General features: G+C 52.0%; 24 protein-coding genes and 1 pseudogene. 11 read left to right on the top strand and 14 right to left on the bottom strand.

Translation table 11 applies throughout. The annotated features are described in order from the left end of the window. Positions 1 to 28: 28 nt before the first annotated feature. Together AB5H98_RS03935 and AB5H98_RS03930 are read left to right on the top strand one after the other, a co-directional pair. A complete protein-coding gene (locus tag AB5H98_RS03935) occupies positions 29 to 1,366 on the top strand; it encodes a CCA tRNA nucleotidyltransferase (protein ID WP_367924614.1) in 1,338 nt (445 codons plus the stop codon). A gap of 78 nt (positions 1,367 to 1,444) precedes the next feature. Further along, positions 1,445 to 2,815 carry an MATE family efflux transporter gene (locus tag AB5H98_RS03930; RefSeq protein WP_367924613.1) on the top strand — a complete coding sequence of 457 codons (1,371 nt, stop codon included), beginning with the start codon at positions 1,445 to 1,447 and terminating at the stop codon, positions 2,813 to 2,815. 122 nt (positions 2,816 to 2,937) lie between these two features. Here the strand turns inward: AB5H98_RS03930 and cysK are convergent, their stop codons facing one another. Further along, positions 2,938 to 3,876, bottom strand: a complete 939-nt coding sequence (gene cysK, locus AB5H98_RS03925; protein WP_367924612.1) for a cysteine synthase A — start codon at positions 3,874 to 3,876, stop codon at positions 2,938 to 2,940. Between the two features lie 200 nt (positions 3,877 to 4,076). Between cysK and pyrB the strand changes: the two are divergent. The 3 genes and pseudogenes from pyrB to AB5H98_RS03910 all read left to right on the top strand — a co-directional run. Then, positions 4,077 to 4,979: pseudogene (pyrB, locus tag AB5H98_RS03920) on the top strand (aspartate carbamoyltransferase); the annotation flags it as partial. Beyond that, a complete protein-coding gene (locus AB5H98_RS03915) occupies positions 4,953 to 5,243 on the top strand; it encodes a hypothetical protein (RefSeq protein ID WP_367924621.1) in 291 nt (96 codons plus the stop codon). The pseudogene pyrB and the gene AB5H98_RS03915, both read left to right, overlap by 27 nt. A gap of 60 nt (positions 5,244 to 5,303) precedes the next feature. Next, complete coding sequence (locus tag AB5H98_RS03910; RefSeq protein ID WP_367924611.1) at positions 5,304 to 6,329, top strand: SDR family oxidoreductase; 1,026 nt, start codon at positions 5,304 to 5,306, stop codon at positions 6,327 to 6,329. A gap of 39 nt (positions 6,330 to 6,368) precedes the next feature. Here the strand turns inward: AB5H98_RS03910 and AB5H98_RS03905 are convergent, their stop codons facing one another. Next, positions 6,369 to 6,887 (bottom strand): nitroreductase family protein, encoded by a 519-nt coding sequence (locus AB5H98_RS03905; protein ID WP_367924610.1) that lies wholly within the window; start codon positions 6,885 to 6,887, stop codon positions 6,369 to 6,371. Between the two features lie 159 nt (positions 6,888 to 7,046). On the opposite strand from AB5H98_RS03905, the gene AB5H98_RS03900 reads away from it, so the two are divergent. From AB5H98_RS03900 to AB5H98_RS03885, 4 genes are all read left to right on the top strand, one after another. Continuing rightward, positions 7,047 to 7,931, top strand: coding sequence for an ABC transporter ATP-binding protein (locus tag AB5H98_RS03900; protein WP_367924609.1), 885 nt, complete (start codon positions 7,047 to 7,049; stop codon positions 7,929 to 7,931). Continuing rightward, positions 7,928 to 8,725 (top strand): ABC transporter permease subunit, encoded by a 798-nt coding sequence (locus AB5H98_RS03895; RefSeq protein WP_367924608.1) that lies wholly within the window; start codon positions 7,928 to 7,930, stop codon positions 8,723 to 8,725. The genes AB5H98_RS03900 and AB5H98_RS03895 overlap by 4 nt, the downstream gene beginning before the upstream one ends. 168 nt (positions 8,726 to 8,893) lie before the next feature. Next, the gene (locus AB5H98_RS03890; RefSeq protein ID WP_367924607.1) at positions 8,894 to 11,878 is read left to right on the top strand and encodes a glycoside hydrolase family 2 TIM barrel-domain containing protein; all 2,985 of its coding nucleotides are present in this window, start codon (positions 8,894 to 8,896) and stop codon (positions 11,876 to 11,878) included. 15 nt (positions 11,879 to 11,893) lie between these two features. Further along, on the top strand, positions 11,894 to 12,061 hold the full coding sequence (locus AB5H98_RS03885) for a hypothetical protein (RefSeq protein ID WP_367924606.1): 168 nt from the start codon (positions 11,894 to 11,896) through the stop codon (positions 12,059 to 12,061). 44 nt (positions 12,062 to 12,105) lie between these two features. On the opposite strand, the gene AB5H98_RS03880 is transcribed toward AB5H98_RS03885, so the two are convergent. Beyond that, positions 12,106 to 13,299: a helix-turn-helix domain-containing protein gene (locus AB5H98_RS03880; RefSeq protein ID WP_367924605.1), complete on the bottom strand. Its 1,194-nt coding sequence runs from the start codon at positions 13,297 to 13,299 to the stop codon at positions 12,106 to 12,108. A gap of 232 nt (positions 13,300 to 13,531) precedes the next feature. Between AB5H98_RS03880 and AB5H98_RS03875 the strand changes: the two genes are divergently transcribed. Then, entirely contained in the window at positions 13,532 to 13,849 is a 318-nt protein-coding gene (locus tag AB5H98_RS03875; RefSeq protein ID WP_367924604.1) for a hypothetical protein, read from the top strand. Positions 13,850 to 13,926: 77 nt separating this feature from the next. On the opposite strand, the gene AB5H98_RS03870 is transcribed toward AB5H98_RS03875, so the two are convergent. The 9 genes from AB5H98_RS03870 to AB5H98_RS03830 form a co-directional block, all read right to left on the bottom strand. After that, positions 13,927 to 14,145 (bottom strand): methylenetetrahydrofolate dehydrogenase, encoded by a 219-nt coding sequence (locus AB5H98_RS03870; RefSeq protein ID WP_367924603.1) that lies wholly within the window; start codon positions 14,143 to 14,145, stop codon positions 13,927 to 13,929. Positions 14,146 to 14,203: 58 nt separating this feature from the next. Next, positions 14,204 to 14,524: a hypothetical protein gene (locus tag AB5H98_RS03865; protein WP_367924602.1), complete on the bottom strand. Its 321-nt coding sequence runs from the start codon at positions 14,522 to 14,524 to the stop codon at positions 14,204 to 14,206. Further along, complete coding sequence (locus tag AB5H98_RS03860; RefSeq protein ID WP_367924601.1) at positions 14,524 to 16,311, bottom strand: DUF5301 domain-containing protein; 1,788 nt, start codon at positions 16,309 to 16,311, stop codon at positions 14,524 to 14,526. The genes AB5H98_RS03865 and AB5H98_RS03860 overlap by 1 nt, the downstream gene beginning before the upstream one ends. 4 nt (positions 16,312 to 16,315) lie before the next feature. Further along, complete coding sequence (locus tag AB5H98_RS03855) at positions 16,316 to 16,525, bottom strand: helix-turn-helix domain-containing protein (RefSeq protein WP_367924600.1); 210 nt, start codon at positions 16,523 to 16,525, stop codon at positions 16,316 to 16,318. 12 nt (positions 16,526 to 16,537) lie between these two features. Further along, a complete protein-coding gene (locus AB5H98_RS03850) occupies positions 16,538 to 16,975 on the bottom strand; it encodes a DUF2975 domain-containing protein (protein ID WP_367924599.1) in 438 nt (145 codons plus the stop codon). Between the two features lie 137 nt (positions 16,976 to 17,112). After that, positions 17,113 to 17,427: a thioredoxin gene (gene trxA / locus AB5H98_RS03845; protein WP_367924598.1), complete on the bottom strand. Its 315-nt coding sequence runs from the start codon at positions 17,425 to 17,427 to the stop codon at positions 17,113 to 17,115. A 79-nt stretch (positions 17,428 to 17,506) separates the two neighbouring features. Further along, positions 17,507 to 18,175, bottom strand: coding sequence for a Crp/Fnr family transcriptional regulator (locus AB5H98_RS03840; RefSeq protein WP_367924597.1), 669 nt, complete (start codon positions 18,173 to 18,175; stop codon positions 17,507 to 17,509). A 440-nt stretch (positions 18,176 to 18,615) separates the two neighbouring features. Beyond that, positions 18,616 to 19,377, bottom strand: a complete 762-nt coding sequence (locus AB5H98_RS03835; RefSeq protein WP_367924596.1) for an EFR1 family ferrodoxin — start codon at positions 19,375 to 19,377, stop codon at positions 18,616 to 18,618. A gap of 93 nt (positions 19,378 to 19,470) precedes the next feature. Then, positions 19,471 to 20,472 carry an NADP-dependent oxidoreductase gene (locus AB5H98_RS03830; RefSeq protein WP_367924595.1) on the bottom strand — a complete coding sequence of 334 codons (1,002 nt, stop codon included), beginning with the start codon at positions 20,470 to 20,472 and terminating at the stop codon, positions 19,471 to 19,473. Between the two features lie 189 nt (positions 20,473 to 20,661). On the opposite strand from AB5H98_RS03830, the gene AB5H98_RS03825 reads away from it, so the two are divergent. After that, entirely contained in the window at positions 20,662 to 21,129 is a 468-nt protein-coding gene (locus AB5H98_RS03825) for an Rrf2 family transcriptional regulator (RefSeq protein WP_367924594.1), read from the top strand. 360 nt (positions 21,130 to 21,489) lie between these two features. Here the strand turns inward: AB5H98_RS03825 and AB5H98_RS03820 are convergent, their stop codons facing one another. Next, positions 21,490 to 21,738, bottom strand: a complete 249-nt coding sequence (locus AB5H98_RS03820) for a hypothetical protein (protein ID WP_367924593.1) — start codon at positions 21,736 to 21,738, stop codon at positions 21,490 to 21,492. Positions 21,739 to 21,894: 156 nt separating this feature from the next. Beyond that, a complete protein-coding gene (gene jag, locus AB5H98_RS03815; protein ID WP_367924592.1) occupies positions 21,895 to 22,932 on the bottom strand; it encodes an RNA-binding cell elongation regulator Jag/EloR in 1,038 nt (345 codons plus the stop codon). Positions 22,933 to 22,947: the final 15 nt, after the last annotated feature.

Raw genomic sequence — 22,947 nt, 5'->3', positions numbered from 1 at the left:
TTTTTGTCTATGGGAAGGTGGTGTGGATATGGACTGGCCTCAGGAAGTACGGACGCTTTTAAAAAGCCTGGAGGACCATGGATATGAAGCCTGGGCCGTGGGCGGATGTGTGCGAGACAGTCTGCTGGGGCGCACGCCTGCGGACTGGGACCTATGCACCTGTGCCCATCCGGACCAGATTCGTCAGATTTTTTCCGGTCATCGGTTGGTTTTGAAAGGTGCCGTTCATGGTACCGTGGGAGTGATCCTTCCAAAGGGCATCTATGAGATTACCACTTACCGTACCGACGGAATTTACTGCGACAGCCGCCATCCTGAAACGGTCCGTTTTGTCACACATCTGGACGAGGATTTGGCGCGCCGGGACTTTACTGTAAATGCCATGGCCTGCCACCCTGAGCGGGGGCTGGCGGACCCCTTTGGTGGAAGGGCCGATTTAAACGCCAAACAAATCCGCTGTGTGGGAGATGCCTCCGCTCGTCTGTGCGAAGATTCTCTGCGCATTTTGCGGGGACTTCGCTTTGCTTCTCAGTTGGATTTTTCCATCGAAGCCAAAACGCTTTGCGCCATGACCGAATGTCGGGACCAAATGAAACAGGTCTCGGCTGAACGGCTTTTCAGCGAACTGACACGTCTTTTGTGCGGATGTGCGGCCGGCCGAGTTCTGTCCCAGTACGGAGAAATCCTCCTTCCGATTCTTCCGGAACTGGGTCCCTGCATGGGACTGGATCAGCACAGTGTGCACCATAACCGGGACGTGTACGGCCATATGGCGGCGGCAGTGGACGCTGCGCCAATGGATCCGGATGTACGCTGGGCGGCTTTTCTTCACGACGTTGGCAAGCCGGACTGTTTTTCTCTGGATGAGGACGGTGCAGGCCATTTTTACGGCCACAATGAGCGAGGCTCTCAACTGGTCTGCAACATTTTGACCCGGCTTCGTGCGCCCAAAAACAGAGTGGCCCGTGTGACGCAACTGGTGCGTATGCACGACGCGCCTTTGCCCGATACGGTACCGGGGGTAAGGCGCTGGCTGCGCCGTATGGGTGAGGGCGGCTTGGCACAGCTTGTGGCACTGCGGCGAGCGGATTTGGCTGCTCATGCCCGCACCGCTTGGGTAGAGGAACGCATGGCACAACTGGACCGATTTGCACGAACGGCCCTGGAACAACAACGGACATGTGCGTGCTATCAACTGGATAAATTGGCCGTTAACGGCAGAGACATTCTCGCTGCCGGTGTTCGTCCTGGTCCGGACGTGGGCCGAATTTTGAACGCCCTTTTGGACGGCGTCATGGACGACGAACTTCCCAATGAACGGGAAGCCCTGCTGAAACATGCTGTTTATTTAGCACATCTATTATAGGCAATTGACTTTGCGCGCCGCTGTGTTATACTGAGTGGCGCATCCCCTTCGTTCTCTTTTATCAAAGGAGGCGTTTTTATGGTCGTTGCTACTGAAAATCGCATTATAAGCGGAGTGATCTGGAAGCAGATCTTGATTTTCTTTTTCCCCATTCTCTTGGGGACGTTTTTTCAACAGCTCTACAACACCTTTGATGCCGTGATCGTAGGGCAATTTGTGGGAACGGCCGCGTTGGCTGCGGTGGGCGGCGCAACGGGCAACCTGGTGAACATCGTTGTAAACCTGTTTGTGGGAATTGCTTCTGGTGCCACCGTGATCATTGCGCAGAGCGTGGGCGCTTCAGAAGTGGACAAGGTTCGCAAAACCGTTCACACCGCTGTGGCTCTGTCGTTATGCGGCGGTCTGGCGTTCACCGTTTTTGGAGCACTGATCGCACGCCCGGCACTGGCCGCTATGGGTACACCGGACGACGTAATAGACTTTGCGGTGACCTATCTAACGGTGTATTTCTTCGGCGCCATCCCCTCTTTTTTCTATAATGTTGGTGCGGGAATTCTCCGGGCCGTTGGCGACACAAAACGTCCGTTATACTTTTTGATGGTTGCCTGCGTGACCAACATTGTACTGGACGTCGTTCTGGTGGCGTTTCTAAAAATGGGCGTATTCGGAGCCGCTTTGGCAACAGTGGTCAGCCAATGGGTGAGTGCTGTGCTGATTTTTATCGTTCTGACACACACTACGCGCATTTATCACATGGAACCATCCATGATTCGTTTTTCTTCCGATGCACTAAAGGCCGTGCTGAAAATCGGCATTCCCGTAGCACTGCAATCCAACATGTTCGCAATGTCCAACGTAATCGTTCAGAGCTGCATCAACTCCTTTGGCACAGACACCATGGCTGCATGGACGTCTTTTGCGAAGGTGGACGGCTTTTTCTGGATGATCAGCAGCGCGTATGGTATTTCCATCACTACTTTTGCAGGACAAAATTTCGGTGCGGGCCGATACGACCGCATCCGCAAAAGTGTACGAGTGTGTCTTGGCATGTTTTCGGTAACTGCGATATGCATGAGTGTGCTGATGGTTTCCTGTGCAGGTGTTTTCCTGCGTATGTTTACCCAGGACGCAGATGTACTGGCCATCGGCACGCAACTCATTTACCATATGATGCCATTTTATATAACGTATGTGTGTATTGAAATTTTGTCCGGTGCCATTTGCGGTTGTGGTCAGTCGCTGATTCCCATGATCATGACCGGCTGCGGCATATGTCTGATGCGCATTATTTGGATTTTTGCCGTTGTCCCGCTGCATCGGGACATTCTCACTGTAGCGGCCAGTTATCCCATCAGTTGGACTCTCACCAGCCTGTGTTTTGTGGTCTACTACATGCGCGGGAAATTCCTTCCAAAAGAGTCCAAAACATCGTGTCCAAACAATTCTTGAAAAAGTTTCTCTTTTCATCCCGGCCGATGTGTTGCCATTCCTTTCCAGTGAGCGCAACGTTTCTGTTCTGTTTTTTATAAAATGTTTTGCAAAAAAAGCCGACCTGTTACGGTCGGCTTTTTTCAGTTTTCACAATCGAACAACCCTGTGGACAAATACCGCTCGCCGGTATCCGGCAAAAGCGCCACGATCAGCTTTCCCGCATTCTCGGGCCGGCGGGCCAGTTCCATGGCCGCCCACATGGCCGCTCCGGAAGAAATTCCCACCAGGATTCCCTCGGTTTTGCCGATCAGGCGGCTGGTTGAAAAAGCATCGGCACTTTTTACGGCGATGACCTCATCGTAGACTTTTGTATCCAACACTCCGGGCACGAACCCTGCCCCGATGCCCTGAATCCGATGCGGGCCGGGTGCTTTTCCGCTGAGCACCGGCGATTCGGCGGGTTCTACCGCCACCACTTGCACAGCGGGGTTTTGCTGTTTCAGATAACCGCCCGCGCCGGTGATGGTACCACCTGTGCCAACGCCTGCCACGAAAATGTCCACTTGACCGTCGGTATCCTGCCAGATCTCCGGACCGGTGGTACTCCAATGAATCTGCGGATTTGCACTGTTTTCAAACTGCCCAGGCAGAAAACTTCCCGGAATCTGCCGCGCCAGCTCTTTGGCACGGGCGATCGCGCCTTTCATGCCTTTTGCACCCTCTGTCAGTTCCAATTCCGCTCCGTAAGCCTGCATCAAACGGCGTCGCTCCAAAGACATGGTTTCCGGCATGACCAGAATCACCCGCAACCCCCGCGCCGCGCCTGCGGCGGCAAGTCCAATGCCTGTATTGCCTGAAGTTGGCTCGATAATGACGGAATCGCGATGCAGAAGGCCTCTTTTCTCGGCGTCGTCCAACATGGCCTGAGCGATTCGATCCTTTACAGAGCCGCCTGGATTGAACATTTCCAGTTTTCCCGCGATGCGGGCGTTCAGATTTTGATGGTTTGCAAGACGCTGCATCTCCAGAATGGGAGTGCCGCCCACCAACTGGGCTCTGCTTGTATAAAGACGGGACATTTTTTCATCCTCCCTTTTGCAGAAATTAATTATACTAAATTAGTATTATTTATAGAGATTATAAAAAATCTGCTCTGGTTTGTCAACTGGAAAAGCTTTTGGGCTTTTTCACTTTTTGTTTATGGGAACCTTGCGCGGACCGACAGAACCTGTTATAGTATTGAACGGGAAAAGTAAGATCAATTTAGGAGGATCGAAACATGAAACATGTGATCAGCCCGTTGGATTTGACCGTGGAGGAAATCGACCGTCTGCTGGCATTGGCAGATGACATCATCGAACATCCCGAGAGCTACGCCCACAAATGCGCGGGAAAGAAATTGGCCACTTTATTTTTTGAGCCCAGTACACGCACCCGATTGAGTTTTGAAGCTGCCATGCTGGAACTTGGTGGGAGCGTACTGGGCTTTTCTTCCGCCAGTTCCTCCTCTGCCACCAAAGGAGAGTCTGTGGCGGACACTGTGCGCATCGTTGGCAACTATGCCGACGTGATTGCCATGCGCCATCCCAAAGAAGGGGCTGCAGGCGTGGCGGCTATGTTTGCCAAATGCCCCATCATCAATGCGGGAGACGGCGGACATCAGCATCCCACTCAGACGCTGACGGATCTTTTGACCATTCACCGGCACAAAGGCCGGCTGAACGGTTTGACCTTGTGTTTATGCGGCGACTTGAAATTTGGACGCACAGTACACAGTCTTGTGCGCGCCATGATGCGCTACAAAGACGTGCGGTTCATTCTGGTAAGTCCAGAGGAACTGCGTATGCCTACTTACATTCTGGACGAGCTGGATGCGGGCGGTTTTGCATATGAGGAGACCGACAGCCTGGAAAAAGGATTGGCACAGGCAGACGTTTTATACATGACAAGAGTGCAGCAGGAGCGTTTTGCCAACCGGGAGGATTACCTGCGGCTGCGGGACAGCTACATTCTGGATGCCGAAAAGATGAAGCTGGCTCCTTCGGAGATGATTGTGCTGCATCCCTTGCCCCGTGTGAATGAGATTGCTCCGGAAGTGGACGACGACCCCAGAGCACTGTATTTTGAACAGGCTCTGTGCGGCAAATACATTCGCATGGCATTGATTTTGACGCTTTTGGAACAGGCTACCGGCTTTGAAAAACCCTGTGCGGCACAAATTTGTACTCGGGAAAAAACAGGCGTTCCGGCACGCGTTTTGGAAGTTTTGAAAGGCGCGGCTCCGGCTGGCCAAGAACTGCCAAACCGCATTGTGAACGATGTTTGCTGCCAGAACCCCCACTGCATCACCACCACAGAACAGGGTCTGGCACAAGTGTTCACCCTGGCCGACCCGGAAAAAGGTACTTATCGCTGTCTGTACTGCGAGCACACTTACCAGGGCTGAGTAAAAATGCAAAACAGGCCCAAAAACGGGCCTGTTTTTTTGATAAAAGGAGGTTTTTGGATGAAACGAGCATTGTTTTTAGGCGGTACCGGCACCATCAGCGAAGCCGTGTGTGCACTGGCTGCCCAGAGAGGATGGGAACTGACACTGGTAAATCGGGGACGCAGTGCGGACCGGGCACCTCAAGGAGCTGAACTTTTGTGCGCGGATGTACGGGACAAAGATGCTCTGGCAAAAGTTTTGGCAAAACGCAGTTTTGATGTGGTAGCGGATTTCATTGCTTTCACACCAGCCGACGTGCAGCGGGACATCGAGCTGTTTGAGGGACGCACCGGACAGTATCTGTTCATCAGCAGTGCTTCGGCTTATCAAAAACCTATCACCGCACTTCCCATCACAGAATCCACGCCTCTTTACAATCCCTATTGGAAATATTCGCAGGACAAAATCGCCTGTGAAGACGTGCTGAACGCCCAGATGCGTAAAAGCGGATTTCCTGTGACCATTGTGCGGCCCAGCCACACCTACTGCGAGCGCAAGGTTCCGCTTGCACTCCACGGAGACAATGGAAACTGGCAAATTCTTTCCCGGATGAAGGCGGGTAAACCCACCATCATTCCTGGAGATGGAACAGCACTGTGGACGGTCACGCATTCCACAGACTTTGCCAAAGGGTTTGTGGGGCTGATGGGAAATCCCCGGGCACTGGGCCATGCGGTTCACATCACCAGCGACGAGACACTGACCTGGAATCAAATCTATGGTCTGATTGCCCGGGCGCTGGGTGTAGAGCTGAATGGCATGCACATCGCTACGGACTTTCTGGTGGCCTGTCAGGAACATTACGATTTGGAAGGGCAGCTTCACGGTGACAAATGTGCCAATGTTTTGTTCGACAACACAAAGATCAAACGTTTGGTTCCGGATTTTGTGTGTACCGTATCCATGGAGGAAGGGATCCGGAACGCTGTGGAATACATGTGCTCTCACCCCGAATGCCAGACGCCGGACCCTGCGTTTGACGACTGGTGCGACCGGGTCTGTGCTGCTTATCTGGCGGGACAGAACACTTTTTCTCCTCGTTGAATCAAAAAAGAGGCAGGTTTTGAACCTGCCTCTTTTTATTTACCACTGCTCTTTGTGCCAAAGGGAAAAATCCACCCGCTCCGCGGGCTGCTGTGGCGCACAAGCCGGATGGCCCACCGCCACCATGCCTACCACACGGATGTGATCTGGCAGATGGAAAATTTGCCGAACCGGCGGTTCCATGTCGCTGCCTTCGCACACACCCAGCCAAACCGCGCCCAGCCCCATGTCATGGGCGGCCAGCAAAATATTCTGGATAGCCGCATTGCAGCCGCTGAGATGCATTTCATCCTTTACTTTCTCGCCTTTTGTCATATCGGCACACACCAAAATTGCAGTCCCTGCCTGTGGCAACATTTTCCACCAGCGTGCCTGTGCGGCAAGCTGTTCCAGCACCTCGGCACGGGTGGACGTGACAAAGACCCAAGGCCGTCTGTCATGGGCGCTGGGTGCATACATACCTGCCTGCAAAAGAGTTTCCATCTGCTGCTCGGAGAGAGGTTCTCCGGTGAACTGACGCACACTGCGGCGCGTGCGGATCGCTTCCAAAGTTTCCACTCAATCGACCTCCTGCCATCGTTTTTCTTCTTTATGATAGTCCGTTTCATATTCGGTCGTCAACTGCGCAAAAAAACTTTTCGCAAGACTTGTTCCGAACGTTCTATGGTTTATAATAAGGGAGAAATGATTTTCAATCCAATGCAAAGAGGGGTTTGTATGGACGGCATGATTCAGGTGGAACATCTCACCAAAGACTACGGCCGCGGCCGTGGCGTGTTCGATGTGAACTTTCAAGTTGCACCCGGCGAAGTTTTTGGTTTTTTGGGGCCCAACGGTGCAGGCAAAACCACCACCATACGTCACCTGATGGGTTTTGTGCGTCCGGACAAAGGCTCTGTTCGCATTGCAGGGCTGGATTGCTTTGACAAGGCCCAACTTGTGCAAAAGAAAGTGGGTTATCTGCCGGGAGAGTTATCTCTGGCTGAAAATATGACCGGCGAGGGTTTTCTGCGCTTTGTGGCCAATATGAAACACGTGCGGGACGGCAGGAAAAAGGAACTGTGCGACCGGTTTGAAGTGGACGGCAAAAACCGCATTCGAAAAATGAGCAAAGGGCAAAAGCAAAAGATTGGGCTTGTGTGCGCTTTTCTGGCAGACCCGGATGTCTATTTGCTGGACGAACCCACCAGCGGATTGGACCCTCTGATGCAAAGTCGGTTTTTGGAGCTTCTGGAAGAGGAAAAAAAGCGGGGCAAGACCATTCTTTTATCCAGCCATTTGTTTGAAGAAATCGAGCGGGTATGTGACCGAACGGCTGTGCTGCGGGCCGGACGCATTGCGGCCATTGAGCCGCTGCAAGCATTGCGAAGCACTCAAAGCAGATTGTTCACCCTGCGCTTTGAAACAGAAAAGGCCGCACTTCTGTTCTCAGATGGTCTTTCGGGAGCTTCACGCGAAGGTTGTGTGGTGACCGCCTGTGTACAAGGCAGTGTAGATTCCTTCCTAAAGCGTGCTGCTTGCTATCCTGTGGCGGATCTGCAAGCTCGCAGCCAGACATTGGAAGAACGGTTTCTGCATTATTACGGAGGTGACGGACAATGAGTTTGACACTGTTTCGGCAGGAATTACGTGCCCACGGTCTGCTCTGGCTGATCTTCGCCGGAGTGATGGCCCTGTACGGCGGTATGATTGTGAGCATGTTTGACCCTAAGCTGGGCGAGAGCTTGGCTGCCATGGCCGAGAGCATGCCGCAGATCTTTGCCGCCTTTAATATGACCGATCCCGGCACCAACCTTGTGGAGTTTCTTTCCAACTACCTGTACGGTTTTCTGTTTGTGGTGCTGCCCATGGTGGCCCTTTTGATTTTGGCAGTCGGATTGGTGGCCGGTCGGGTGGACAAAGGGTCCATGGCGTATTTGCTGGCTTCGCCGCACACCCGGATCGGCATTGCTTACACCCAGGCTTGCGTTCTGCTGGTTTTTACGTTGGCGTTTTGCATCTGGGCTTTTGGTCTGTGCACCGTTGTCAGCGAAGGATTGTTTCCAGGACAACTGGATCTCGAACGTTTTGCACTGTTGAACACAGGACTTTTGGGGCTGCATGTTTTTTTCGGCGGCCTGGCATTTCTGTGCTCCTGTGTGTTCAATGAAACAAGAATCGCCGCAGGGGTCTCGGCGGGACTATGCGTTTTGTTTGTGCTGATCCAGATGCTCAGTCAGGTGGGCGACACTTTGGATTGGCTTCGCTTTGTGACACCTTTGACTCTGTTTGATACCGATGGACTTCTGGCCGGAGATGCAGGGGCCATCGGGCGGTTCTGCGTACTGTATGGATGGGGTGCGTCCATGTACTTTTTGGGCGCTTTTGCTTTCTCCAAGCGAGATCTTCCTCTTTAAGACGCATACCATCATTTTCCGCTCTTTTTTTCCTTACCTCCTTGCAACAAAAGCCCATCTATGGTTTAATAAAATTAATCATAAAAACGAGAAGAGCCGCCCGCGGGAAAACCGTGCGGGCGGCTCGCTGTAATCGATCAATCAAACGAAGAAGGAGCGTTTCTTTGTATGGAATTTGAACTGAAATGGCTGGCAGATCCTGCCGTGTTCCAGGTGAACCGTCTTGCGGCTCACTCGTCCCATCCTTTTGTGGACGTGCAGGGCCAGCCCTTTGAGGTCAGTCTGGACGGATCATGGAAATTTGTCTGGTCGCCCAGACCTGAGGACGCACCCCGAGGTTTTTCCGCTTTGAATTACAATGTGGAAAAATGGGACGATATTGAAGTTCCAGGAGCCATCCCCCTGCAGGGTGGAGGCCGCTGGGGCACCCCGCAATATACCAACATCATGTATCCCTGGGACGGCACAGAAAAAATCGTGCCCGGCCAGATTCCCACGCTCTCCAATCCCACGGGAACCTACGTACGGGAGTTTACCATTCCGGATACCTGGACCAACTCCGTGCGGGTGCGTTTCGATGGAGCGGACAGCGCATTGGCCGTGTGGTGCAACGGAAAATTTGTGGGCTACAGCGAGGACAGCTTTACGCCCGCGTGCTTTGATTTGACCAATTTTGTAGATCCGGATGGAACCAACCGTCTGGGCGTACAGGTATTCCGGTATTGTTCCGGCTCCTGGCTGGAGGATCAGGATTTCTGGCGGATGCCGGGCCTGTTCCGCAGCGTAACTTTGTATTCCGTGCCCCATGTGCACGTGGACGACGTGTTCGCCACGCCCTATGTGAGCGATGATTTCTCCGTGGGTACGCTGCGCGTGGCCATGAAACTGGAGGGAAATCTGGGCGGACGCATTGAGCTGGATTTCTGCGGTCTTGTGGAAGAAGCTCCCATCGAGAATCACGAGGTGGAAATCAACGTCTCCATTGCCGAGCCACATCTGTGGAGCGCTGAGGACCCCTATCTGTACCCGTACACTCTGCGCGTATACGATGCAGCCGGCCGGCTTGTAGAACAGATTCCCATGAACGCCGGATTCCGCCGGTTCGAATTGCGGGACGGCATTATGCTCCTCAACGGAAAGCGCATTGTGTTCAAAGGCGTAAACCGCCATGAATGGGACTGCGGCGCCGGGCGTACGCTGACGCTGGAAGAGATGGAAGCTGACATCATCATGATGAAGCAGAACAACATCAATGCCGTGCGCACCAGCCACTATCCCAATCGTACAGAATGGTACGATTTGTGCGATTTGTACGGCTTGTACGTGATTGACGAAATGAATCTTGAGACGCATGGCACTTGGAACAAACCTGACGGCATTCACTTTGATGAAAACACACTGCCTGGCGAGCGGCAGGAGTGGAAACCTGCCGTTATGGACCGTGCACAGTCCATGCTGGAACGGGATAAAAACCATCCTTCCATTTTGCTTTGGAGCTGTGGAAACGAGTCCGGCGGTGGATCCATCTTATACGATGTGAGCAATTATTTCCGGGAAAAAGATCCATCCCGTCTTGTGCATTACGAAGGCGTGTTCAACAACCGCCGCTACAATTCCACCAGCGACATCGAAAGTCAGATGTACACCACGGTGGAAGAGCTGAAAGATTTCCTGGCAGGCAATCCCGGTCATCCCCTGATCAGTTGCGAATACTCCCACGCTATGGGAAACTCCTGTGGAGGACTGCGCGATTACACCGAACTTGCCCGCCATGAGCGCAATTACCAAGGCGGCTTTATCTGGGATTTTATTGACCAAGGCCTGTTGGCACTGGCACCTGACGGCACATCTTACATGGCCTACGGCGGAGATTTTAGTGACCGCCCCTCGGACTATGCTTTCTGCTGCGACGGTCTTTTGTTTGCCGACCGCACCCCTTCCCCCAAACTGCAGGAAGTCAAGGCCTGCTACGCAGATTTTGAAGTACTGGTTTCCAAGTACGATGTGACAATTCGAAACTATTCTCTGTTTACAGACCTGTCAAATTACAACGTGCGCATCGACCTTTGCGCGGACGGTGTACTCAAAGAAAGCCGGGAACTGCATGCTGAGGCGCAGCCTGGCGGTTTTGCCGCTATGCCTTTGCCTTTTGTGGTTCCCTCTGATCCGGGCGAGTACACAGTGACTGCCAGTGTCATCCTTGCACAGGATACCCCTTGGGCGCAGGCCGATCACGTAGTGGCTCAGGGTCAATTTGTGACCCGCAACGAGGCACCTGTGTCCAGTTGCCTGTTGCCTGTGCGTGCCGTAGACAGCGACTACAATATGGGCGTGTTTGGCGAGCATTTTGATCTTCTGTTCAATCGCAAACCCGGTGGACTTGTATCCTACCGCCGTTGCGGAGCGGAACTTTTCTTGACACAGCCAAAACTCAGCTTTTGGCGTGCGCCCACAGCCAATGATTTGGGCTGCAACATGCCCGCGGATTATGCCAAGTGGAAAATGGCAGGCGCTTATGCCCGCATGGCCCAGTGTGGCATGTACTCCGATGCATTGACTGCACGCATCGCGGCCATCTATACTCTTGCCACCCAGGAGCGGACAGCCGTATCGGTTCTTTACAACATCACTGGCGACGGACGCGTGGAAGTGACCATGACCTGGAATGGCAAAGAAGAAGTGTGCGTTCCCGAATTCGGCATGGAGTTCATTCTGCCCGCCCGATTCTCTGCCGTACGTTTTTATGGTATGGGTCCTGCGGAGAATTACTGCGATCGCAACAGCGGTGCTCTGCTGGGAATCTACCAGACCACTGCGCAGGAGAATATGACGCCTTACGCTGTGCCGCAGGAATGCGGCAACCGCACCGGTGTGCGCTGGGCAGAGGTGACGGACGAGACCGGTTTGGGCATGCGTTTCTCCAGTGAGGAAGGCATGGATGTGAGTGTTCTTCCCTACACACCGGACGAAGTGGAAAATGCTCAACATGCTTATGAGCTTCCTCCGGTGACCAAAACGGTGGTTCGGTGCTCTCTTGGTCAGATGGGCGTGGGCGGAGACAATAGCTGGGGTGCCAAACCTCATCCTGAACATTTATGCCGTCTGACGCCGGGACAGACCTTCCGCTTTGTGTTTGAAGGCATCGGCGAATAAGAAAGGAGCCGTGCGATGAATCTGGAAGCATTTTTCATCGTATTTGTAGCCGGCTTTGTAGGTTCGCTGATTTTGGGACAAGCGCTGAATTGGCCGGATGCGGGTACCGTCACCGCCATTGCGGCATTGGGCGGTCTTTTGCTGAAAGACAAACAGCGCAATACGGATGACGAATCTTGTTAAAACAAAAAAGGCGCGGGACCTGCGGGTCCCGCGCCTTTTTCTTTTCAGTAGGCAGATTCCACGGTATGCTGCTCGCCCCAAGCGTCAGTATATTCCAGTTTATACACTGCCTCAGGCCACAAATCGGAGGAACTGGGAGAAATTCCAAATTCTTTTTCCAAATCCACCGAATAGTTCTTTTCCTCAAGATCAATTGAAAAACTGTATTCCGGCCCATAAAACTCAGTATCCGGGCCATTTTTTCCACACAAAGTCACGTCCTGTCGGTCCAGTTCCAACTGCTGCCCATCCTCGGCCACAAGCACTATGTGCAAAACTCCCTCTACCGGCCAGTTCAGCGGTTTTCCGTCCTGCATAGGAAGCATTGCCCACACTTCCATGGTATCCTTCTGCTGCCGGTAAGTGACGGTTTTCTGGCCGGTGGTCCAAGACGCCCCCATTCCCGTGGTATACAACTCCATCTGCAACGTAAAGTTTTCCCGCAAGGGGGAAGATTCCAAAAGCTGCTGGGTCTGAGTCACCTCATCCGAGGAAAAACGCACGCTCATGCTGACCACATCGGCCATGGGCAGTACCGTCTTTGCGAAAAACATTCCGTCTTTCCATTCACCATCCACCATCAGAGGCTGGTCATCCAACAAAAACAAAAATTGGGCCGTCTGTCCTTCCGTCCAGGTCTTGGGTGTGGCGCAAACGGTTACTTCCACTGTTTTGGTGGCGGGATCGTACGCTCCATAGGAAAAATCCCAGTTGGCCACAAGACTGGTCTGCTGTTCCAGACTTTCCTGAATTTCATTGCGGATGTTCCCGATGGAAGCGTTCATATCTCCTTGAATCTGAGCAATTTGATTGGACAATCCATTCACCTGGCTGCGGAGATCCGAGATGCGGCCGGCTCCGTACGCCACCACGCACACAAGACACACTGCCAGCATACAAGTTGTGGCGATTCGCCAAAATCCACGCCGTCTATCCCGGCGCTGTTTTTCCGCCAGAAGCTCCTGTACGGCGGCCAGACCGTCGGGCTGGGAGGGCTGCGGACTTTGACCGGTAATCAATTCATCGCAACTGACGTTCAACGCCTTTGCCAGCTCCTGCAAATTTTCCACACCCGGTAAACTGGTACCGGACTCCCATTTTCCAATGGCCTGTCGGCTGACGCCTACTTTCTCGGCCAGGGCCTCTTGCGAGAGTCCCGCCTGTCGGCGCAGCGCGGCGATCCTCGGTCCAAAATCCATCTCACCGCCCCCTTTCGTGCTTTCATTGTACCAAAAAGTGCTTTTTTCTGCTACCAAACCTTCTTTTCTTTTGTGCAACCAGAGGTAGCAAAGGGCATTTTTCCACAGAGAATGTGTTTTTTGTCATCTTGTTCTCACCGCATTTTCAGAATATAATAAATGCAATATTAACAGGCAGTGTTGCTTTCAAACCTTTTTAACAAAGGGGGTCGTCTCTACGAAAAGAAATCGGATGATGGTATGGATCGTGATTGTTGTGATCGCAGGAATCTTCGCTGCATGGCGCATTGGCTATTCCGTGAGAAAAAGCAACGATAACCTTCCGGCTTTAACAGCGATCGCTGAGATGAGCGAAGCAGAAGTCAACAATATTCTGCCCGGATATCAAATCAATCAGTTGAGAGAAGTCTGGGGCGAACCGGATGAAAGCAAAGAGGGTGAGGACCGTTGGAAAACAGGCGATGTCACTCTTGTGGTAAATTACAAGAACAATGGTGTGGTTGCAATCTGCGGTCTGAAAGATGAAAACGGTCTGTCCATAGAAGAGTAACAAACCCAATCGTTCGCTTTTTCGGAAAACAAAAGGGCGGCATCAAAAGATGCCGCCCTTTTTGTATTCGATTTCAATCAGCGCTCTTCGATGGTGTAAGTGAACTCGTAATTCTCCTGCAGCGCCTTCACTTTGTCCTCATTGTCCTCAATGAAGCTGGGAGTATAAACGCTTTTTCCCTCTTTTTTATAAGCATCCATAATTTCCTGCAACTTGGCCCAGCACTCGTCGGCCTTATCGTAATTTTCTTCAAAACGGATGATAAATTCGCGGTGTTTGGGAATGCGTGCTTTCATAACTTCTTCTCCTTTGTGTTTATCTCAAAGGAAATTGTACAAGCAAACCTCATCTGCGTCAAGTATCTTTTGCCCCTGCACACAACACCACCAGACTGAATCCATTTAAAAAAGCCGTCACACCCACGAGAATTCCCGCCACAAACACCAGCGGCTCAGAAGTATCCAAAACAGCGCTGATGTCCTCAATTTCAACCAGATGATTTTGATAACAAATTTGCAAATACAAAGAAAGGGCGCAGCACAGAGCACTGACGGTTGTGAGCACCGAACTCAAACGGCCCCGCGCCTTTTTGAAAAGTGCTACGGCCACCAGCGGAAGCAGCCAGGCTGCAAGGCCCAGGCCAAGACTTGCCAAATTCATCCACGCTTTTCCCATTATTTGTCCATCCTTCCCTCGTTTTCCACCAAAGACCAAAGCCATTCAAAATCTTCTTGTGCCAGAGGATAAATTCCGTTGTAGGGCTGCTCCAGCCAGCAAGCTCCCTGCCTGCGGTAAGCGTACACCCGGAAGGTGTCTTGCCCGCACTGCACATCCACCCAAAGCACATCCTCGGCTCCCGAGGGCTGGTCACCGATGCTTTCCGCCACGGCACCGTATCCATTTTGCCGCAAAAGGTCCAGCACGGCGCTGATGTCCTGCTCATCGCCCATGGCAACGGCCTGTGCAGTGCTGCAAACGGTCAGTTCATTTACCTCCCAGTTTTCTGGCAATTCCAAAAGCGTCTGCTCCTGCTGCGTATACATCGGAAGCGTTCCCGCTTCCACCCGTGCCTGATTGTAAGCATCGATGCCTTTGTCCACCGGAAACACGCACAGCGCACAGAACAGCACTGCTCCCGTATACACCATCCAGGGAACCAGACGGAACGGCCGAAACTGACGCACAACAATCAACACAAAAGAAATGGCCATCCAAAGCAAAAACACACTGACCAGCACCCGCTTGGCCGTCAACCCGTAGACCCGGATGTAAAGGCCCATTTTGCTGGCTGCCGTCGCAATCAAAAACAGCGTCAGAACCGACAGAGCTCCATTGCAGATCCGCAGCATTCGATTCTGTTCCATAGGTATCCGGCTGGTCAAATTGGCTGCCAATAGAATCCCGATGTTGATGGCGGCTACCTGACAAAGTTCAAAAAAGCCGCGGCGGGCATATTCCGCATAGGAAAAGCCCTCGGCCAGACGACCGAAAAAGGCGCCGAACAAATAGTTTGTCTGCAGCGCGATAAACAGCACATACACCAGTCCCAAAATGCCCAGCGCCGTACCCAAGGTGGCACGGGGCAACAAACGGACACTCTGCTGTGTCTCGCACACGACCCGCTTGTCATGCACACAGTTTCGGCGGCCTCGTACGCTGCCGTACACAAGGCCGTACAAATAAAATGCCACCGGCACCGACAACACCACATGGACAAAACCAATTCCGCTAAAAAGCCAGTCAGATAAACGCCTGCTCCAGGATGTCATCCATTCGCCCAAATTGCCTGCCAGTGCCGCGAAGCCCGCATCCGCCTGTATCAAAAGGGGCAGCACAAAACACAGACAAACAAGTGCCAGAAGCACCCCACCCATCACCGACAGGATCCGGAGCCGTTGAGCGGTGGAAATGCGCTGCATCTTCCGGCGGGATATTGCCTGCCGCACGCCCCACCAAAGGGCGGCCGGAAGGCGAAGAAAGTTGCCCCATGGCAGCACAAAGGCAGCGTTCAGTGCATCAAACATCAGCCAGTTGGAAGTACGCTTGTCTTTCAAGAGCCGGCCGCAGGCGCTCAGTGCCCAATAGGAAGCAGTAAAATGCAGCATGAACCACTGGGCAAGGCCCATGAGAAACCGGACTTCGCCCGAATAATAAGGACCGCCGGTGATAAGTGCCAGACACTGAACCGCCAACAGCGCCAGCCAGAACCAACTCTCCCGGGGCGGCCGGATTCCTGCAACATACACGTATCCCAGCACCACTGCTGCGTACAGTGTTCCAAACACCAAATAAGTGGAGTTTGTTGGCAGCCAGGCGGTCACCTCCCGGAACAAAGTAAGTTCCAGATACATCCACCCCAATAAAAGAAATCCCAAGGCAAACCAAACATCTTTTTTCTGAAAAATGGGCGCACGGGAATAAGGCGGGCTGCCCGCGCCCACCGGCAAGGTTTTCTCTTCCATTGTCTTACTCCTCTTCTACGTAATCCAAAATGTCTGCGGGTTTGCAATCCAGCGCTTTGCACAGCGCTTCCAGTGTGGAAAAGCGAATGGCCTTCGCTTTGTTGTTTTTCAAAATAGACAGATTTGCCGGCGTGATGCCCACTTTTTCGGCCAGCTCTCCGGCACTGATTTTCCGGCGCGCCATCATCACGTCGATGTTTACAATAATCGGCATTGCGCGCACCTCCTAAATGGTAAAGTCGTTCTCATTTTTCAGTTCTACCGCCTGGGCAAACACATTTTTCACCACACGCAGGATCAAACCCACAAAGGCGGCCGCCACAGCAAACACAATCAGGTACCAGTCAAAAGCACTGCCCACTAGATACACCAATGCCGCCGCAATCAAACACCAGGACATAATGCGCAGGCTGCGCACATTTTCCTGGATGAATACTTCTTCCTCGCTGATGTTGCGCAGCAACTGGTGCAGGCACCACAACACCACCGCAGCAGGAATGCCGGAGGCATAAGTGACCGCGATGTACACGATTCGAACATTTGCCCGCCAAAGCACCCAATTCCAAAACCAGGGCGCAGTTAAAAACAGTGCCGCAAGCGCCACGGTAAACCCCCATACGCACACACGGCTGAGCAAAAGACTTCGGTCATTATTCCACTTCATACCGGATTCCCCCTTTGTTGGCCCCATCATAGCACACATTTTTTCGTTTTTCAAGTATTTTTTATCGAAAAACAATAAAAATATTTTGAAGCACAATAAAAAAAGCGGAGGCTAACGCCTCCGCTTTGCATTTTTTATCAAACGTTCAGCATGGCTTTTACCGCGCCGGGGGTCTGCATTCCTACGCTGCGGCTGACAACCTGCCCGTTTTTGAACACCATCACTGTGGGGATGCTCATGACACCATACTGAGATGCCAGTTCCGGCTCCTCATCGATGTTGATTTTTACCACACTGGCCGTGTCCTGCGTATCCTTGGCAACTTTATCCAGCACCGGACCGAACATACGGCAGGGCATGCACCAGGGTGCCCAAAAATCCACTAGGACCGGCTGTGTCTGCCGCAGGACCTTCTCCTCAAAATTTTGTTTTCCAACATGCTCCACTGCCATTTTAAACGCTCCTCTCAAGGTATATCTTTTGTTTGTGAGTTAAGAATACACCGAAAAAGGGCGTTTGTATGTGACCAAATCACCGAAGGCTGTCACCGGCCAGATTTGCAAGACCGGGCCGGTCCACAAGGCGCACGCTGCCCCGGCTGACGGCCACCAATCCCTCACTTTGCAGATATTTCATCATGCGGGAAATCACTTCCCGGGCGCTGCCCAATTCACCGGCGATGGTTTCGTGGGTCAATGTCAGAGTATCACTGTTTTCACGATCGGCTGCCTCCAACAAAAACGCGGCAAGACGAGCGTCCAATTTTTTATTGAGCACCTGATCCAGCAGCCACATCACATCGGAAAAGTGACCGGCCATCAACTCGTTTGTAAAGTTTGAGGCCGGCGCGCTCTGCTCCATCAAACGGCGATACACATCAGGCGGAATCACCAAAAGTTGAGATTCCTGATCCGCCTCAATGATGATATCAAAATCCACCGCACGCATAGCGCAGGACGCGCTGAACAGGCACACATCCCGCTCGTAAAGGCGGTAAAGCGTGATCTCTCTGCCCTCACCGGACAACGTATATGCCCGCAAAACGCCGCTGCACACGCAGACAAGGCCCAGACAATCTGCCTGTCCCCGATGCAGCACTTCGCCTTTTTTCGCGGTATAAGGACGGGCCGACTCGGTCAGGCGAGCTTGTTGATCTGCGGTTAAAGTCTTCCAAAAGGGAAAAAACTCTTTTATCTCCAAAGAAAACACCTCGCTTGGTTCTCTTTCTCATCATAGCGGTAAACCGACAAAAATTCAATCTAAAATTACAGCGTCTGCGTATATGCAAACAAATTGTTTATAAGAGTTTGTACAAACTCCGGCAAACAAATGGAAGGCAGTGCGGACATTTGATTTTCTTCAACAGCCGAATAAGTGATAAAAAAATTCCCATAGGTACACAATGTGAACCCTATAGGAATTAACGCCGTGTATGGAAGGAATTGGGGCTTGTAGAGCGCCACAGGCCCTAATTTTTTGTTGAGCAGGGAAGCTCTTTACTCTCGCAAAATGGTAAGTTTTCTGCCTAGGGACTGCGGTTTACGGTTTGATAAAAATGATGAACGAAGGGCTATAAAAAACATCGCCTCTAGTATCCCAATAAGAAGCTGATTGGCAGTGTTAAGGTGGGCTGCCCGCAGTCAAAGAAACAGTTCGCAATCTTTCCTCTCAGAGCATACTTTCTTCAGCATCAGACTGGCAGCAGCGAGCATGACGGGATTGACTTTCCGGGCAGAGTGGGGGCAGACCGAGATACAGCGCATACAGGAGATGCACGTCTCCTCATCCACTTTTTTCGGGTATTCCTTGTCAATGGCCTGCACTGGACATTTCGCCGCGCATAGGCCGCAGTTGGTACATTCCTTCGTGGGCTTTGGAACCATACTGGTGCCTGTGACCTTTTTATAAGGACGGTTGCCGGGAATGGAAGGCTCCGTGGAGTCTCCGGCAGAGAGCTTTGCTTGAATCTGCCGGGCAAAAGCAGAAAGTTGCTTCTCATCCTGTGCATCGGGTCTGCCGGCGGCAAACTGCCGGGCAATCGAGTGTTCCGCTATGGCAGCCACGGCAGCGATGACTCGGAAACCAGCCTGTTTTGCAGCATCCTCCAGCTCCACCAGTGTATCTTCGTAGTCCCGGTTCCCGTAGACACAGACCAAGACAGCACGAGCACCTTGGCCGCTCAACATAGTCAGCCGTTCCACAGCCACAGCGGGAACACGGCCGCCGTAGGACGGAACAGAAATGACCGCTACATCCTCCTGTGTCAGTTGTACTGCGCGAAAATTCTGTTTGCTGTCGGTAAGATCTACTTTGATTGCTTCACCTTCCAGCGTGTCTGTTAAAGATGTGGCTACCTTTTGAGTGCCGCCAGTAGGACTGAACACAATGGTATAGAGTTTCATAAAAAATCCTCCTTCATTCGTTTGTTTCATCTGCATATAGGAAATGATGTACGGAGTTTTTGGAACCTGATAACTTATTTGTTTGATTTTCCCTCATAGTTGAATGATCACTTTCCCATTGATCGGCCCTTTGGACACAAGCTGGAGTGCCTGGTTGGCCTCTGAGAGCGAAAAAATACGGGAATCAATGGCTGGCCTTATCTGTTGCTGCTCCACGATCTCTGTAATCTTTTGCAACTGCGCCCCATTGGAGCGGACAAACAGAAACCGGTATTCTTTTCCCTGTTTTCCGGCGGCCTTGTCATATTTGCTACCGGCCAGAGTAAACAACAGCTTTTTCAGACCGGAAACATGATGTTTCATAGCAAAAGCTTTGTTGGGTCCGGTTCGTAGACTCACCAGCCGCCCGCCCTGTTTCAGAACCGCCAATTCATGTTCAAATTCGGAAGCTCCCAAGGTGTCAATGACATGGTCAATGTCAGATAACTGCTCCCAATAATTTTCCTGTTTATAATCCATGTACCGATCCACTCCCATGGAAAGGAACTGTTCCTTTGCCCGTGCGTTACCTGTCACGATCACCCGCAGGCCCAGCGTCTTTGCGATGGGGACTGCCATCTGGCCAAAGCTGCCCGAGCCACCGGGAATCAGCAGCGTTTCTCCCGGCTTTGCCTCCAATTCCTCTACGATGGCCTGATAGGCCGTCAGGCCGGTCAGTGGAATTGCAGCGGCAGTATTGAAATCATAACCCTCCGGCATTTTGGCAATCGCATTCTGATCCACCGCCACACATTCCGCGAAGGCGCCGATTTTATTCAAAGGAAGCCGAGTATAAACTCTATCCCCTTTCTGAAAGTCTGTGACTTTGCTGCCTACCTCTTCTACAATGCCGGAACACTCATTTCCCAATGTCAGGGGCATGGGGTAATCCTGAATCAATTTTACGCTTCCTGTCAGAATCAGCATCTCCAGAGGATTGACCGCTGCTGCTTTTACCCGAATCAGCACCTCGGAATCGGAAATTTTGGGTAATGGAATATCACGCAGAACTGTATTGATTTGTTTCGAATATTCGTTGATTTGAATTGCTTTCATATAAGACCTCTCTCTGGTGGATTTGTATTAGGGAATCTCTCTTGCTTTTTACCGAAAGAACCGCTAATATAAGAAATGTAACAAATGATGTTACATCCATGACAGTGTACCACTCGCATGATGTAAAGTCAATAGTTACAACAATGCAAATCAATATCAATCCGGTTTGAAAGGATGCAAAAGAGTAGTATGCAAATCAGTATGAAATGCTCCATTGCGGTTCATTGTCTGATATTTATTCACGAAGCCAAGGGGATTGTCAAGGTGACCAGCAATCTTCTGGCGGAAAGTACTGGGAGCAACCCTGTTGTGATTCGCAACATTCTCAGTGCGTTGAAAAAAGCGGGCATCATTACGGTTCCCAGAGGGACCGGCGGCGCGGAGTTGCGCATCGATCCATCCCAAATCACGCTGTATCAGATATATACTGCACTGGAGCCCCAAGGAGTTACATCCCTGATTGGGATTCATCCCTGCGAGGGTCGTTCCTGCCCGGTGGCACAGAATATCCGCAAAGTGCTGGAAACCCCATACCACAAGATTGAGGATGCCGCCAAGGAAGCGATGGAACAGACAACGCTGGAGTCCATGATTGAGGAATTCCGCGGACTGTTGAGTGATGAAAATGGAAGTACGCCTGTATCTTTGGAGAAATAAACAGCGCCTCCAGATGGCACATCATAAGATGTTGCCTCTGGAGGCGCTGCTGTTGAACTTCACTTTTGTTATCTTTATATTGGCCGGAACCTGTCCGTCACTTCTATATTCGTGAAAAACACGTGGGAGGACGAGTCCTCCGGACTGCAAACGCAGATGCCAAAGGATATTTTCCCGCTGCCTCGTTCAGGTGACAGATACGCATCTGATAAAACACTTTGCCAGAATGAAGGAACGGCAGTTCGGGGCATATATCAATACCAAAAATAGCGCGGAGTTGAAGCAGGAGATCAAAGTTTTGCAACAAAGCGGGCGCCATGCAGCACAGAAGCGATGAGCTTTCTTCTTGTTCAAGCGTCTTTATGAGGACAATGTTCTGAGCCGAATCACCAATGAACGGTTCCGCAGGTTGTCCGCAGACTTCAACGCTAAGCGAAAAGGCAACGGTACACCACCATTGATGAACTTCTCCGCCTGTTTATTCAACGCATTGCAATCGGCGAGAGAGCGCAAAAGTGTTTCCACTCCGCTGTTCAGGACATCCACATCGTCTGCCGTTATACCGGTATGGTGGACAGTCTGATGGAAAAAGGAGAGCGGCCCGTGCATCTGACCACTCTCCCCAAAGCACAGATAGAATGGATGGTCTAAGAGCCAAAAAGCAGAGGGGCGGGCGGCTTTCGCCGTCCACCCCTCTGCTTTGATAATAGATAGGCCACAAAATGCACCTATAAACACTATCAGAATCCATTTGGAATTTTTGATTTACAGCTCGATTTTTCCGAACAAGGGCAAATCTGCGCCATCGTTGATGGTCTCGGTGCGGGTGGGAACCACCGGCGCTGCCGAGGGATCACGGGGACGATCCGCAAACTCACGGCTCGGCGTAGAAGAACGAGCGTCACGAGAACCTTTTCCGCCACGGCCACGGCCGCCGCGACCGCCTCTTCCACCGCGTTTTTCCCGGCGGTCTCTGCCGTCCTTACGGGCAGCGGGATCTGCACACATGATGACCACACGCCGGTTTGCACCCTCTCCTGTGGACTCGCTCTTAGCTCCCTCCACCTGGCTGACCGCCGAGTGAATGATGCGGCGCTCATAAGGATTCATGGGCTCCAGTGTATGACTGCGGCCTGTGCGCACCACTTTTCCGGCAATGCGCTTTGCCAAAGCTTCCAGATTGGCTTCTCTCTTGGCACGATAATGATTTACATCCAGTCCGATCTTGGTATAATCTCCATCCAAACGATTTGCGGCCAAGCTGCACAGATAGCTCAGTGCTTCCATGACCTCGCCCCGGTGACCAATCAAAATGCCACTGTCTTCGCCTTCCACTTTCAGAATGATGGCCTCACCGCGGCGAACCGGCTCGATGGTGATTTTTTCAGCGCCCATTGCCACGCTGATCTCTTTCAAATACTCTACCGCCGTTCGAACCTTGGGGAACTCTTCGGGGTCCACAGGTTGTTCAGAGACTGTTTCCTCTTTTGGCTGCTCCTCAGGTTTCTTTTCGGGTTCAACAGCTTTTGGTTCCTGTTTTTTCTCAGGTTTCGGCTGCGGTTGAGGGGTTTCCTTCTTGTGTACAGGCTCCTGTACTTTTTCCACAGGTTTTTCAAATTCGATTTTTTTCTCCTCAGGCTCGTCCACACTCACACGAACCTTTGCGGGAATGTTTTTGAAAAAACGGCGATGAGGCAGTTCCAGCACTTCTACGCTGGCGTCCTCAGCGGACACACCCAATTCGCTCAAAGCCAGTTCAGTGGCTTCTTCCACGGTTTTTCCGGTCATGATTACTTCACGCATCTCTGATCCCTCCCA

The organism is uncultured Ruthenibacterium sp. (assembly GCF_963558415.1).
GTDB lineage: Bacteria > Bacillota > Clostridia > Oscillospirales > Ruminococcaceae > Ruthenibacterium.
Note: the sequence above shows the minus strand (reverse complement) of the source record. Positions and strands in the feature narration are given on the sequence as shown.

Bases quoted from the DNA above. Each gene is read 5' to 3' on its own strand.
- AB5H98_RS03935 (WP_367924614.1), top strand. From the start codon at position 29: ATGGACTGGCCTCAGGAAGTACGGACGCTTTTAAAAAGCCTGGAGGAC.
- AB5H98_RS03930 (WP_367924613.1), top strand. From the start codon at position 1,445: ATGGTCGTTGCTACTGAAAATCGCATTATAAGCGGAGTGATCTGGAAG.
- cysK (WP_367924612.1), bottom strand. From the start codon at position 3,876: ATGTCCCGTCTTTATACAAGCAGAGCCCAGTTGGTGGGCGGCACTCCC.
- AB5H98_RS03915 (WP_367924621.1), top strand. From the start codon at position 4,953: ATGGCATTGATTTTGACGCTTTTGGAACAGGCTACCGGCTTTGAAAAA.
- AB5H98_RS03910 (WP_367924611.1), top strand. From the start codon at position 5,304: ATGAAACGAGCATTGTTTTTAGGCGGTACCGGCACCATCAGCGAAGCC.
- AB5H98_RS03900 (WP_367924609.1), top strand. From the start codon at position 7,047: ATGGACGGCATGATTCAGGTGGAACATCTCACCAAAGACTACGGCCGC.
- AB5H98_RS03895 (WP_367924608.1), top strand. From the start codon at position 7,928: ATGAGTTTGACACTGTTTCGGCAGGAATTACGTGCCCACGGTCTGCTC.
- AB5H98_RS03890 (WP_367924607.1), top strand. From the start codon at position 8,894: ATGGAATTTGAACTGAAATGGCTGGCAGATCCTGCCGTGTTCCAGGTG.
- AB5H98_RS03885 (WP_367924606.1), top strand. From the start codon at position 11,894: ATGAATCTGGAAGCATTTTTCATCGTATTTGTAGCCGGCTTTGTAGGT.
- AB5H98_RS03880 (WP_367924605.1), bottom strand. From the start codon at position 13,299: ATGGATTTTGGACCGAGGATCGCCGCGCTGCGCCGACAGGCGGGACTC.
- AB5H98_RS03875 (WP_367924604.1), top strand. From the start codon at position 13,532: ATGATGGTATGGATCGTGATTGTTGTGATCGCAGGAATCTTCGCTGCA.
- AB5H98_RS03870 (WP_367924603.1), bottom strand. From the start codon at position 14,145: ATGAAAGCACGCATTCCCAAACACCGCGAATTTATCATCCGTTTTGAA.
- AB5H98_RS03865 (WP_367924602.1), bottom strand. From the start codon at position 14,524: ATGGGAAAAGCGTGGATGAATTTGGCAAGTCTTGGCCTGGGCCTTGCA.
- AB5H98_RS03860 (WP_367924601.1), bottom strand. From the start codon at position 16,311: ATGGAAGAGAAAACCTTGCCGGTGGGCGCGGGCAGCCCGCCTTATTCC.
- AB5H98_RS03855 (WP_367924600.1), bottom strand. From the start codon at position 16,525: ATGCCGATTATTGTAAACATCGACGTGATGATGGCGCGCCGGAAAATC.
- AB5H98_RS03850 (WP_367924599.1), bottom strand. From the start codon at position 16,975: ATGAAGTGGAATAATGACCGAAGTCTTTTGCTCAGCCGTGTGTGCGTA.
- trxA (WP_367924598.1), bottom strand. From the start codon at position 17,427: ATGGCAGTGGAGCATGTTGGAAAACAAAATTTTGAGGAGAAGGTCCTG.
- AB5H98_RS03835 (WP_367924596.1), bottom strand. From the start codon at position 19,377: ATGAAACTCTATACCATTGTGTTCAGTCCTACTGGCGGCACTCAAAAG.
- AB5H98_RS03830 (WP_367924595.1), bottom strand. From the start codon at position 20,472: ATGAAAGCAATTCAAATCAACGAATATTCGAAACAAATCAATACAGTT.
- AB5H98_RS03825 (WP_367924594.1), top strand. From the start codon at position 20,662: ATGCAAATCAGTATGAAATGCTCCATTGCGGTTCATTGTCTGATATTT.
- AB5H98_RS03820 (WP_367924593.1), bottom strand. From the start codon at position 21,738: ATGCACGGGCCGCTCTCCTTTTTCCATCAGACTGTCCACCATACCGGT.
- jag (WP_367924592.1), bottom strand. From the start codon at position 22,932: ATGCGTGAAGTAATCATGACCGGAAAAACCGTGGAAGAAGCCACTGAA.